Origin of the sequence: Tenacibaculum ovolyticum DSM 18103, assembly GCF_000430545.1 — a bacterium.
GTDB lineage: Bacteria > Bacteroidota > Bacteroidia > Flavobacteriales > Flavobacteriaceae > Polaribacter > Polaribacter ovolyticus.
On sequence record NZ_AUMF01000020.1, the window covers coordinates 1 to 12,611 of the forward strand.

Consider the following 12,611-nt stretch of genomic DNA (forward strand, 5'->3'; position numbering starts at 1 on the left):
TATTACTAATAACCCATAGGCTTATGTATAGTTCCCGACCTTCGGGTCGGGACGCAAACTCTTTTGATAATTTACGATATGATTTTACTAATATGTTAACTTATACAGTTGAAATATACTGAACGATTTAAGGTGATTATCGCAATGGGGCTCACCTCTTTCCATCCCGAACAGAGAAGTTAAGCCCATTTGCGCCGATGGTACTGCCAATGGTGGGAGAGTAGGTCGTTGCCTTTCTTTTAAACCTCAATCTATAACTAGATTGAGGTTTTTTTTTGCGCTAAACTGAAATGAAAACAAACAATTAGTATTGAATAAAACTACCAATCTAACTTGGGGTATGAGAATGCTGTTTTAATAAGAGTAGAATTTATAAGAATATGTTATTAAGGAACTTTACTAATGTAATTTAAGAGTTGTACTTTGATTCAAATAAGAAGAATTAGATACCTTTACAGTATTAAATTTATTTTTTGATAACTTAACTTATTCTTTAATTAAACTAAGCATAGTAATTCGTAAAATCAATGAATAGTTTATTTTACCTAAGTTATTTTTCAGCAAAGGTTTTTTAACTTATAAATCTAATTATTGTTTCTTTTTCACTCCATTTTCTATTTTATATTCATAAATTATTATTTCTGAACTAAAATCAAAAGAAAATAATTTTTGATAAATTTGAATACATGCTAAATCATAAGTTTCATTGAATATTGGTTTAGAAATAGAGCAATAACCTTTTTCACAATTAATTTCAATCCATTTCCAAAATTTACGTTTAGATTTTAATTCATTGTATTGCTTTTCCGTTATGACTTTTTTGTTCAGAGTTGCTCTTTTTATTATTTTAAAATCATTGAAAAAATCTGCTTGATTCTTAAGATGTAAGCTGTCTTTTATATTAAGATATTGGTTAGCTTTTTCTACAATATCAAAAAAATTAGAACTTGTAAATGGTTTTCGACTTTCAGAAATACAACTTGAAGATAGATAAGAATCGTTTTTATCTATTAGAATTTGAGTAATTAATTCAGAAGTCTTTTTTAAATCTAAATCAATATTTTTCTTTGTTTCAATTTTAGATTTGTTTTTACAGCTTAAAGTCAGAATTATAACTAATGATAATATGTAGGACTTCGTCTTTTTCAAATGTTACGCTAAAGTTAATTATTTAAACCTTAAACTCTCGTTGTCTTTTGGCTTCAAAAGTTAAAATTGCAGCAGCTACAGAAACATTCATTGAATCTATTTGCCCTTGCATAGGTATGTTAATGTTTTGTGTTGCTTTATCTCTCCAAATTTGTGTTAAACCTGTTGCTTCTGTACCAACAACTAATGCAGTTGGTTGAGTATAGTCATTTTTATGGTATTCGTTTGAGTTTTGTAATGTAGCACTATAAATGTTAATGTTATTTTCTTGTAAGAATTCAATAATTTCTTCAGAAGTACCAATACCAATTTGGTTGGTAAAAAGACAACCAACACTCGAACGAACAATATTAGGGTTAAACAAATCTGTTTTTGGGTTTGCTATAAAAACAGCATCAACATTAGCAGCATCGGCAGTACGAAGCATTGCACCAATGTTACCTGGTTTTTCAATTGCTTCCAACACTAATACAAGTGGAGTAGTGGTATTAAATTTTATTGTATCTAAACTAAAACTTTTAGTTTTTACCACAGCTATTACACCTTCGGTAGTATCGCGATAAGCTATTTTTTTATAAATTTCTTTTGTAATTTCAATACAATTTTCGGTATGTTTTGTCAGTTCTTTTAGGCTTTCATCAGAAAACATATTGGCAACAAATAAAAGGCTTTCTATTTGATAATTACCTTTAATAACTAACGAAATTTCACGTTTCCCTTCTACTAAAAAGAGTCCTTTCTTTTTTCGTTCACGAGATTTATCTTGTAGTTTTAATAAATCTTTAATAAAAGGATTCTGTATGCTGCTAATCTGTTTCATAACGACAAAAATACCCAATATTGGGTATTTTTGAGGCTATTTATAAAACTATTGTAAAATTGAATTATAATTATTGTTTTAGATACACGATAAACAACGTTATTACGATGAATTTCACTTTGTTCGGAATGACGAATTTTATAATGTTTCTTTTTTATTGTTGATTTTTATACTTGTTAGCATAACGTTTCCATAATTTTGTTTGGTGAGATTCTAAGCTAATTTTTCTACCTTGTATAAAAGCATTTGATAAAATATTAGTTCGCATATCTAAAGCATCACCTTCAGAAATAAATAAGGTAGCATCTTTACCAACTTCTAAAGTACCTACTTCAGCATCAACACCTAAAATTTTTGCATTATTCTGTGTAATTAACTGTAGCGCTTTTTCTTTACCTAAGCCATAAGCAGCATAAGTACCTGCATAAAAAGGTAAATTACGAGCATTCATACGTTCCATTTCTCCTTCCATACCTAAACCAATTAAGATTCCTGCGTCTGATAGTATTTTAGCAGCACGAAAAGGTAAATCATAATCAGTATCTTCTCCATCTGGTAAGCGGTGGGCGCGTTCTAAAATTACAGGAATATTGTTTTCTTTTAATAAATCGGCAACTTTATCTGCTTCTTGCCCATGAACAATAACCATATTTTTAACACCTACTTTTTTTAAGGTATTTACAGCATCAGTAATTGCTTTTTTACCACTTACATGAATAAACAATTTTTGTGATCCGTTTAAAACTCCTTGTAAAGCTTCATAAGGTAAAATTTTAGGTAATTTATTGCTAGCCAAATAGGTTTTAGCATTGTTAATGTACTTTGTAATTTTATGAATACTTTTCTGGTAGTTCTTATTTGGTTTTAACCCAGGGTCTTCTCCAAGCCACCATCGACCATTACTAAAGTTACTTGGCCAATTCATATGAACGCCATCATCTGTTCTTATACTAGCGTCTTCCCAGTTCCAAGCATCAAACTGTACTACAGAAGATGTTCCTGAAATAACACCACCACGTGGAGTAATTTGCGCCATTAAAACTCCATTTGGTCTCATGCTTTCAATTACTTTACTCTCAGTATTATAAGCTATAATACTTCTAATATGGGGTATCATAGCACCAACTTCATCAAAATCTCTTGTAGCTCTTACCGCATCTATTTCAGCTAAACCTAATGAGCTGTTAGCTGCAATAAAACCAGGATACACATGTTTACCCTTCGCATTGATAATGGTTCCGCTACGAGCAATTCTCATCATTGCACTACCAACGAAAGTTATTTTTCCGTTAGAAAACATAATCAAAGAGTTTTCAATTACTTGTCCGTTTCCTAAATGCGCTGTTGCACCTTCAATACTATAATCTTGTGTTTGTTTTGGTGCTGGTGTTTGTTGTGCTAGTATATTTCCTAAGAATAAGAAACATAATAAACTATATATTACTTTAATTTTCATGTTTATTGTTTTTATGTTCTTATTCTGTATCACAGTGAAATAATTTTTTAACTTTCTTAACAGGTGCTTGTGTTTTTGCACCTTTTAACTTTTCTTGCAACATCATGTTAATTAATTTTGCACGTTCAGTTTTAATAGTTTTACGTTTTTCTTTATCCTTTTTAATATCAAAATAAAGTGTACCATCAATAATTGTTTTTTCTGCTTTAGAGTATATTGATAATGGATTTCCGTTCCATAAAACAACATCAGCATCTTTACCAACTTTAATACTACCTGTACGATTGTTTAAGTGTAATAATTTAGCTGGGTTTATGGTTACTGTAGCCCATGCATCTTGCTCAGATAGTCCACCATATTTAATTAATTTAGCAGCTTCTTGGTTTAAACGCCTAGACATTTCTGCATCATCAGAATTTATAGCAACTGTAATTCCTTGATTGTGCATAATAGCAGCATTGTAAGGTATTGCATCGTTTACTTCGTATTTGTATGCCCACCAATCTGCAAAAGTAGAACCACCAACTCCGTGCTTCTTCATTTTATCAGCAACTTTATAACCTTCTAAAATATGAGTAAACGTATTAATATTAAAGTTGAATTGTTCAGCAACTTTCATTAACATATTAATTTCTGATTGGACATAAGAGTGACAAGAAATAAAACGTTCTTTATTTATAATTTCTGCTAAAGTCTCTAACTCTATATCTTTACGATAAGGCTGTCCGCTTTTCTTTTTAGCATCGTATTCTTTTGCTCTTTGAAAATAGTCAATATAAACTTGTTCAACTCCCATACGAGTCTGTGGAAAACGAACTGTTTGTAAATCTCCCCAGTTGGCTTGCTTTACATTTTCTCCTAAAGCAAATTTTATAAACTTAGGAGTGTTTTTATAAATCATTCCATTAGCGTTTTCCCCCCATTTTAATTTAATAATAGCAGAGCGTCCACCGATAGGATTTGCAGAACCGTGTAGTATTTGAATAGAAGTAACACCTCCTGCTAAATTTCGATATATATTAATATCATCAGGATTTACAACATCTTCAATAGTTACTTCAGCTGTAGAATTATGACCTGCTTCGTTTACAGCAGAAGTTGCAATATGTGAATGTTCATCTACAATACCAGCAGTAAGGTATTTACCAGTTCCGTCAATAATTTTTGCACCACGACTAGCAATGTTTTTTCCTATTTTAAATATTTTTCCATCTTTTATAAAAACATCAGTATTGGTTAATATTTTTCCATTTTCAGATGTCCATACCGTTGCATTTTTTATCAAAATGTTTTCTTGGCGTAATTTCGTATAATTACCATATCCAATATTCGGATAAGAAACGGCAACTATTTCAGGTGCTTTATGTTTCTTAACGTCTTTTTTCTTTTTGTTTTCTTTTTTATCTTTAAGAATAGCTGTCCAGTTAGTTTCATCACCGTTATTATTTGTAGCAGTACCTTTTAAGTTTTTGGTTTCAACTACAGCTGATAAACGAGAAAACTTATCACCATCTCTTAAAGTAATAGTAACCCAATTATCCTTAAAAGAGAATTTTGAACTTATTTTTTTATCTCCTTTTTTTATAGAAGCTTTTTGTTTTGTTCCTTTACCACTAATAATCATTGTATAGCTTTCTCCATTAACAGCTAAAGTATATTCACCTGAAAGGTTTTTAATATTAATAGGATTTACTACATTTTTATCACCTTGGACCCAGTTTTCATGTAGTGTAGTGTTTTTATCAAAAATGTCTCCAGAAGTAATTAAAAAATTAGCGTAGCTGCCTTTATTTAAGTTTCCGATCTTATCGTTTTTTAAAATTTTTGAAGGTATACTAGTTAAAGCTTTTAGGGCAGTAGTTTTGTTTAATCCGAATTTAATAGCCTTTTGTAAGTTAGTTGTAAATTCGTTTGTTTTTTTTAGTTTAAAAGTGGTTAATGCAAATGGGATGTTGTTTTTTGCCAATGCTGCTGGGTTGGCAGGTTCTTGGTTCCATTTGCGCATATCACTCAATGCAATTTTTTCAGCTAAAAAAGCATTACTTACGTCGTATGCCTTTCTAAAGTTTATTGGAATAATAAAAGTAGCGTTGGTCTTTTTAATATCATTAATACGTTCATATTCGTTACCACCACCTACAATTGTATATTGAATACCAAATTCGTCACCAACCTTATCTGCACGTAAACCATCTAAATAACTACCTGCTCTAAATATTTGAGGAAGCTCTTTTTTATCATTTAAAGCTTGTAACGCTAAATCGGTATTTTTAATATTACCTTTTGCATACCAATCGGCATCTAAATAAGTTTGTCTTAGTAAAGCCATAGCACCCATACGAGAAGTAGGGTAGGACTGACGTGTTTTTTTACTTTTACTAAAAGAAAGGTAGTTAGCAGATTGTTTATTTAAAATTCTATAAGCATCAGATGAAGTAGTATTTAAAGCTACTAAAACACCATTACCTTGCATGATACCATCGTCTAAACGTGTATTTACGACACCAAAACCTAGGTTCACTAACTCTTTTGCTTTTTTAGAATCGAATTTAAAGTTATTAAAAGCATTTGCATCTGGTCTAATATGATCGTTCCAGTAATACCCTTTACGATTAGCGTCATATTGTGGACGTTTACCACGACCACTTTCTCTTTTAGGAGTTGCTACACCAAAAGTAGTATATGTATCAATAAAAGAAGGGTAAATTGTTTTTCCAGCTAAATTAATTACTTCAGCTTCCTTCGGAATATTAATTGACTTACCAATATTTAAAACTTTACCATCTTTAATAAGTAATGTTCCTTTTTTTATAATATTGGTTGGTGTAACATAAATTTTAGCATTGGTAAATGCAAATAATTTATTATTCGATGTTTTTACCCCTGTATTACTAGGGAAATATTCTTGTGCATACGTAGTTGAAATGCACAAGAATACGAGTAGTATTAGTATTTTTTTCATTGAATATTTAGTTAGTTATGTGATAAAGGTATTTATTTAAAATAAAGTAAATACCGTTTTAACAAATAATTAAGATTAGTTTAAGACTAATTTTCCGATTTTTTGATGACCAGATAACCAAGCAGTATTTTTATTTACAAACTGAATTGCATAATAAGAATCGTTATTTACTTTTTTCCAAGTATGTCCACCATCATTTGAAAAAGAGACTCCTGTTTTTCCAACTGCAAAAATTTCTTTTCCATTTGTATCTGGTACATATTGTACACAACTCTTATAATTAGGGTTTTGATTGTCTGCTACTAGTGTCCAAGTTTTACCACCATCAGAAGTTATACCTTTGTTAGCGCAGTTATCATTTGGTTTCGAATAATCTCCACCAATAGCATATCCGTTATTTTCATCATAAAAATCTATAGAATAGATTCCTTGAGGACCATTACCTTGAATAAAAGGCGTGTTATAAATTTCCCAAGTATTTCCATAATTTGTAGATTTTAATATCCTTGCTTCGGTACCCCCAGATGCAATCCATACCGTTTTATTATAAATAGCAATATTGGTGTTGCTTGCAGCAAAGAAGGCTTCACCTTCTTTAAATTTTGGTAATTTAGAGCAAGGTAGTTTTGTCCAGTTTTTACCACCATTAGAAGTTAAAATCAAAGACGGACAATCATCAGTAGGGTCACCTACTGCAATACCGTGTTTGCCATCAGCAAAAAATTTCATAGAGTCATAAAAAACTTTTTCATGTTTTTCTGTATAAACAATAGTTTCATTATCTAAATTTATATTATATAATAAGGCAGGGTTTGCAATTGATAAAGCAAAAACACCATTATTATTCATGGCAATACTTCTAAAATGAGGAGTAATAGAGTCGTTATATTTTAGGTATTTTGTTTTCCAAGTTTTACCACCGTCTTTAGTTGTACCAATATCTCCTTTTGATCCAGCAAAAATCAATTCGTTTTCACTGATTGCTTTTATTGCACGAATGCTGGTACTGTCTTTTTTAAACTCAGTAATTTTAATGGTTTTAAAGTTTCGAACGGTGTGTTCTTTTTTACAAGAAAAAATAAACAACGTAATTAAAAATAAGATTGAAAAGTGCTTCATTTTTTTGATATTTTTACAAAACTAAAAATAGATAAATCAATTTGATTATATGAAAAAAGCATTGGTAATTTCTGGAGGAGGAAGTAAAGGAGCGTTTGCGGGAGGTGTAGTTGAATATTTGATGAAAAAAAAGAAGAAAGATTATGATTTATTTTTAGGAACTTCTACAGGAAGTTTAATGGTTTCTCATTTAGCGTTAAAGAAATTAGATTCTTTAAAAGAGTTATATACCAATGTTAACCAGAATTCTATTTTCAGCAATAGTCCTTTTAAAATTAAAAAGGTTCATGGAGAAAAGGTAATTTCTATTCGTCATATGAATACGCTTTGGAATTTTTTAAATGGAAGAAAAACTTTTGGAGAGAGCAAAAACCTTAGAAAGCTTATAAAGAAAAATGTAACTCGCGAAATGTATGATGAAATTAGAGAAAACAACAAAGAGGTTGTTGTAACTGTTTCTAACTTAACTGCAAATAAGATTGAATACAAATCAATATCTGAATGCAGTTATGAAGATTTTTGTGATTGGATTTGGGGTTCATGTAATTATGTGCCTTTTATGAGTTTGTTAGAAAAAAATAATTGTCAGTATGCTGATGGTGGTTTTGGAAGTTTAATACCTATTAGAGAAGCTATTTTAAGAGGAGCGAAAGAGATCGATGCTATTATTTTAGAAACTGAAGTTACTCAGATTAATAGAATACCTGCAAAAAACCCGTTTACATTAATGTTAGATGTTTTTGATTTTATGCTAGAAAATGTAGAGCGCCATAATATTACAATAGGTAAGTTATCTGCTAAACATCATGATGTAAAGTTAAATTTATATTATACCCCCACTGTTTTAACAACAAATACATTGGTTTTTGAAAAAGAAAAAATGAAAAAGTGGTGGAAATCTGGTTATAAATATGCTAAAAAATTAGATGATGAGAAAATGAGTCAATTTAGACCTGAAATGATAGAAAATGAAGAAATAGAAGAAGGTTTAGATAATGCCTAATTTATGAAATTCGGAAAAGTAGATCATCCAGCATTAGTAGATTTTACACTACCAATTACAGATAATAAAACAATAAATGTTTTAAATTCATTTAAAGAAGTAAGTAAACCTAACATATTTGTAGGTTGTGCAAAATGGAATAAAGCAGATTTAAAAGGGTTTTATCCTAAGGGAACAAAGGATGAACTGGAGTATTACTCAAAACAGTTTAACTCAATAGAATTAAACGCAACTTTTTATCGTCAATTTCCTGCAACTCAATTTGAAAAATGGAGAATGAAAACACCCAAAGGGTTTAAGTTTTTTCCGAAGTTAACACAAGATATTAGTCATTGGAAACGATTAAAAGGCGTTCAGGAATCGGTAAATGTTTATTTAGAAAACAGCTTGAAACTTCAAGATAAATTAGGAACTATTTTTTTACAAATGAATTCTAATTTTAGTCCTCAAAGTTTTAATGCTTTACAAAACTTTGTTGTTAGTTGGCCTAAAGGAATTCCGCTAGCAGTAGAAGTGAGGCATAAAGATTGGTTTGAAGATAAAGTTGTTTTTGAAGAGTATACCAAGTTATTACAAGAAAACAATATCGCAAATATATTGGTAGATACAGCTGGCAGACGAGATATGCTGCATATGTGCTTAACGAATAACGAAGCTTTTATAAGATTTGTAGGAGCAAATCATAAGTCAGATTATGATCGTTTAGATGATTGGGTAATTCGTTTAAAAGAATGGAAAACTTTAGGGTTAGATAATATTCATTTTTTTATTCACCAGAATTTGGAAGTTGAATCACCTTTATTAGCTGCTTATTTTATAAAAAAAATAAATAAAGAGTTTAATCTAAGCTTAAAAATACCGAATGAGGAAAATAATCAACAAATGAGTTTGTTGTAATAAAAAATCCAGCTTTTGAGCTGGATTTTTTATGTTATATAAATAATAAATTATTTTAAATTGACATACATATTGTTATAATCAGGATAAGACATATTAGAGTTCCATTGTGGTGTAAAACTAGTTGATCTCTTTATAGCAATACTTCCTCCTTTTGCACCTGTTGTAATATATTGAATGGTTCTTTCTAATAAAGGCTCTGTAGGGTTACCTATAACACCTAAATTTTCAGGATTTTCAGCAATCATAACTTCAGGTATAAATCCTAATGGTTTGTTTTCTCCATTTTTATTCTGAATTTCTAAAACAATAGGTTGCATTGCCCAAGTATGATTCGTTTTAAAATTAGGACCATTACGTGAGAAATTATCAGAATCATATAAGGTAATAGAACCAACATGTTTACCATAAGTTTGTACACCTACTAGTTTTACAGTTATATAAGGAGATAAAGCATTTATAACTAATTCAGAAGCGGAGGCACTATTTTCAGAAACAATAAAATAAACAGTTTCTAAATTTAAGCTATTAATAGCCTCATCTAAAATAACATTTTGGTTATTATCTTTATTTAAAATTCTATCTGTAAAATTATTATTTAAATCATTAGGGATTGTAGTAGCCATAACTTTACTATTCCAAACTTGTTTAGCGAATAATTCACCATTAAATTGTCCTGTAATCATACCACCTAAGTATACAGCTGTGTTTACAGAACCTCCACCATTATAGCGTAAGTCGATAATTAAATCGGTAATTGTCTCATTTTTAAATTTTAAAAACTCAGCATTTAATTCACCATCAAAAGAACTAGAAAATTGATTATACATTAGATATCCAATTTTTTTAGTTCCATTAACAATTACTTTGGCTTCTTTTATAGGATTTTCGGTTACTTGTGTTTTTGTTACATTAATTGTAGTTGTATTAGTAACTGGATTTCCCATGTTATAATCGGCTAAATGAACAGTAAATGAATTATTATCTAATAAAGAGTTTACGTTGTCTCTTGTTAGTACTGTTCCGTTTACTTCCGTAATAATCATACCTCTTGTTATACCATTAGCCTCGGCATCAGAACCTTTTACAACATCATATACATATATATAATAACCACCAGAGGCATCTAAATAGTCAGCTCCTTTAAGTTTCATACCACTTGTTAATCGAATACTTTGAAAAGATTGCTCAAGAGCAATATAATCATCAACAATCCAAGAATAAGTTTTGTTTGGATCTTTAGGGTATTCATTAGGAATGTATAATGAATTGTAAAATAAATTGGAAGGATCTCCAGCACTTGATAAATAACTATACAGTTCTTGATCGTTATTAAAACGTCTGTCTAATAAATCAGGAACTAGGTCTTGCCATAGATAATAGGCATTTAGTCCTTTCCAAACAAAGTCTTGAACTTCAATATTACCTGGTGTGTCTTCTTTTTCACTACAAGATACTATTGATAGTAATAAAAATGCAATAATGGATGCTTTAAGTAATTTCATAAGGAATATGTTAACTATAATATCAACGCAATTTAATCAATAATATTATTTTTTTTTAATTTTGATGTAACAAACTTAAAACCCTGTCGTCGTAGTTATGTAAACCCGATAATTATAAAGCATTTTAAGTTTACAAAACTAATCAACTAAACTAATGAATCAATCAGACTTTTTAAAAGTTGTATTACCATTTAAAGACAAGGTCTTTCGTTTAGCAAAGAGACTATTAGTTTCTAGAGAAGAAGCTGAAGATGCTACACAAGAGTTGATCTTTAAGTTATGGAGAAACAAAGAGAAATTATCAGACTATAGAAATATAGAAGCATTTGCAATGACAATGACAAAGAACTATTGTTATGATCGATTAAAATCAAAACAAGCAAGTAATTTAACATTGGTTCATAGTAATTATAAAGAAAAGGATACATCGTTAGATAAAAAAGTAGAGCATAATGATAGTGTAAATTTAGTACACAAGTTAATTGAAAAATTACCAGAACAACAAAAAATGATTATTCAATTAAGAGATATAGAACAATATGATTTTGATGAGATATGTAAAATGGTAGACATGAAACCAACTGCTGTTAGAGTAGCTTTATCAAGAGCAAGAAAGACAATAAGAGAAGAACTAATAAAAAAACACAACTATGGAGTTAGCTAACATAGAAAAACTAGTAGAAAAATACCTAAATGCAGAAACAACTTTGCAAGAAGAACAAATACTACAAGAGTATTTTACTTCACCTAATGTGGCAGCACATTTGCAAGAGTATAGTATGATGTTTAGTTATTTTAAACAGAGTAAGGATGAAACTTTTACTAAAACCATTCAGTTAAAACCTGAGAAAACTAAGAAGAACTGGAAATGGTTATCGGTAGCGGCGTCAATAGCCTTATTATTTAGTGCCTTTTTAGGTAATCAAAAGTATCAAGAGCATCAACAAAGAAAGCAATTTGCGCAAATAACAGCTGCGTTACAAATGGTTTCACTCAACTTAAACAAAGGAAACGAAGCATTATATGCAGTTTCAAACAACTTAAATAAAGGAAATGATGCCTTAGAACACTTAAATACCTACGAAGAGACAGTAAATAAAGTTTTAAGCAAAGTAAATTAATAACAAAAGAGTAAACCAAGTACCTAATAAAACAAGAAGATCATGAAAAAAATTATAATAATATTCGCAATTGTATTCACAGCAAACTTAAGTTTCGGACAGTCAATTTTCGATAAATTAGAAAACATAGATGAAGTATCATCAGTAGTTGTAAATAAAGATGCTTTCGAAATTTTATCAAAATTTAATGTAAAATCTGATGATAACGAAGCTATGGAAGTTTTTAATATGGTTAAAAACTTAGAAGAGTTAAAAGTGTTTTCAACAGACGATACAAGTATTTCTACTAAAATGGAAACAATGGTAAAATCTGCAGTAAGTAAAAATAACTTAATTGAATTAATGCGTGTAAAGGACAAAGGATCACGTGTTAAAATTTATGTAAAATCAACAAAAAATAAAGATTTTGTAAGTGAAGTTTTAATGTTTGTAAAAAGCAAAGAATCTAAAAAAGGTTCACCAGAATCGGTAATTGTTTCTTTAACAGGAACGATTGATATTAATAAAATGTCAAAATTAGCAGATACATTTTCAAAAGATAAAAACATAAAAATTAGTAACAAGTAAAACTACTTTTAA

Annotated in this window: 11 protein-coding genes and 1 rRNA gene; 6 read left to right on the top strand and 6 right to left on the bottom strand. The window is 29.6% G+C overall.

The genetic code is table 11. The annotated features are described in order from the left end of the window. Window positions 1-128 precede the first annotated feature (128 nt). Window positions 129-237 (top strand): 5S ribosomal RNA (rrf, locus tag H518_RS0107695). A 351-nt stretch (window positions 238-588) separates the two neighbouring features. On the opposite strand, the gene H518_RS0107700 is transcribed toward rrf, so the two are convergent. The 5 genes from H518_RS0107700 to H518_RS0107720 form a co-directional block, all read right to left on the bottom strand. Further along, window positions 589-1,149, bottom strand: a complete 561-nt coding sequence (locus tag H518_RS0107700; RefSeq protein WP_028888515.1) for a hypothetical protein — start codon at window positions 1,147-1,149, stop codon at window positions 589-591. 22 nt (window positions 1,150-1,171) lie between these two features. Beyond that, the gene (locus H518_RS0107705) at window positions 1,172-1,969 is read right to left on the bottom strand and encodes a TrmH family RNA methyltransferase (RefSeq protein ID WP_028888516.1); all 798 of its coding nucleotides are present in this window, start codon (window positions 1,967-1,969) and stop codon (window positions 1,172-1,174) included. Window positions 1,970-2,123: 154 nt separating this feature from the next. Then, complete coding sequence (locus tag H518_RS0107710) at window positions 2,124-3,425, bottom strand: amidohydrolase family protein (RefSeq protein WP_028888517.1); 1,302 nt, start codon at window positions 3,423-3,425, stop codon at window positions 2,124-2,126. A 19-nt stretch (window positions 3,426-3,444) separates the two neighbouring features. After that, entirely contained in the window at window positions 3,445-6,387 is a 2,943-nt protein-coding gene (locus tag H518_RS0107715; RefSeq protein ID WP_028888518.1) for an amidohydrolase family protein, read from the bottom strand. 75 nt (window positions 6,388-6,462) lie between these two features. Continuing rightward, window positions 6,463-7,506, bottom strand: a complete 1,044-nt coding sequence (locus tag H518_RS0107720; protein ID WP_028888519.1) for a beta propeller repeat protein — start codon at window positions 7,504-7,506, stop codon at window positions 6,463-6,465. Between the two features lie 49 nt (window positions 7,507-7,555). Between H518_RS0107720 and H518_RS0107725 the strand changes: the two genes are divergently transcribed. Together H518_RS0107725 and H518_RS0107730 are read left to right on the top strand one after the other, a co-directional pair. Further along, the gene (locus tag H518_RS0107725; RefSeq protein ID WP_028888520.1) at window positions 7,556-8,509 is read left to right on the top strand and encodes a patatin-like phospholipase family protein; all 954 of its coding nucleotides are present in this window, start codon (window positions 7,556-7,558) and stop codon (window positions 8,507-8,509) included. A gap of 3 nt (window positions 8,510-8,512) precedes the next feature. Beyond that, window positions 8,513-9,406: a DUF72 domain-containing protein gene (locus H518_RS0107730; RefSeq protein WP_028888521.1), complete on the top strand. Its 894-nt coding sequence runs from the start codon at window positions 8,513-8,515 to the stop codon at window positions 9,404-9,406. Between the two features lie 50 nt (window positions 9,407-9,456). Here the strand turns inward: H518_RS0107730 and H518_RS0107735 are convergent, their stop codons facing one another. Next, a complete protein-coding gene (locus H518_RS0107735; protein ID WP_028888522.1) occupies window positions 9,457-10,911 on the bottom strand; it encodes a S41 family peptidase in 1,455 nt (484 codons plus the stop codon). Between the two features lie 154 nt (window positions 10,912-11,065). On the opposite strand from H518_RS0107735, the gene H518_RS0107740 reads away from it, so the two are divergent. From H518_RS0107740 to H518_RS19485, 3 genes are read left to right on the top strand one after another with little or no spacing between them, the layout of a single operon-like run. Further along, entirely contained in the window at window positions 11,066-11,575 is a 510-nt protein-coding gene (locus tag H518_RS0107740; protein ID WP_028888523.1) for an RNA polymerase sigma factor, read from the top strand. Then, window positions 11,562-12,032, top strand: a complete 471-nt coding sequence (locus tag H518_RS0107745; RefSeq protein WP_028888524.1) for a hypothetical protein — start codon at window positions 11,562-11,564, stop codon at window positions 12,030-12,032. Before H518_RS0107740 ends, H518_RS0107745 begins: the two co-directional genes overlap by 14 nt. Window positions 12,033-12,074: 42 nt before the next feature. Beyond that, a complete protein-coding gene (locus H518_RS19485) occupies window positions 12,075-12,599 on the top strand; it encodes a DUF4252 domain-containing protein (RefSeq protein WP_043706712.1) in 525 nt (174 codons plus the stop codon). Window positions 12,600-12,611: the final 12 nt, after the last annotated feature.

Bases quoted from the DNA above. Each gene is read 5' to 3' on its own strand.
- H518_RS0107705 (WP_028888516.1), bottom strand. From the start codon at position 1,969: ATGAAACAGATTAGCAGCATACAGAATCCTTTTATTAAAGATTTATTA.
- H518_RS0107710 (WP_028888517.1), bottom strand. From the start codon at position 3,425: ATGAAAATTAAAGTAATATATAGTTTATTATGTTTCTTATTCTTAGGA.
- H518_RS0107715 (WP_028888518.1), bottom strand. From the start codon at position 6,387: ATGAAAAAAATACTAATACTACTCGTATTCTTGTGCATTTCAACTACG.
- H518_RS0107720 (WP_028888519.1), bottom strand. From the start codon at position 7,506: ATGAAGCACTTTTCAATCTTATTTTTAATTACGTTGTTTATTTTTTCT.
- H518_RS0107725 (WP_028888520.1), top strand. From the start codon at position 7,556: ATGAAAAAAGCATTGGTAATTTCTGGAGGAGGAAGTAAAGGAGCGTTT.
- H518_RS0107730 (WP_028888521.1), top strand. From the start codon at position 8,513: ATGAAATTCGGAAAAGTAGATCATCCAGCATTAGTAGATTTTACACTA.
- H518_RS0107735 (WP_028888522.1), bottom strand. From the start codon at position 10,911: ATGAAATTACTTAAAGCATCCATTATTGCATTTTTATTACTATCAATA.
- H518_RS0107740 (WP_028888523.1), top strand. From the start codon at position 11,066: ATGAATCAATCAGACTTTTTAAAAGTTGTATTACCATTTAAAGACAAG.
- H518_RS0107745 (WP_028888524.1), top strand. From the start codon at position 11,562: ATGGAGTTAGCTAACATAGAAAAACTAGTAGAAAAATACCTAAATGCA.
- H518_RS19485 (WP_043706712.1), top strand. From the start codon at position 12,075: ATGAAAAAAATTATAATAATATTCGCAATTGTATTCACAGCAAACTTA.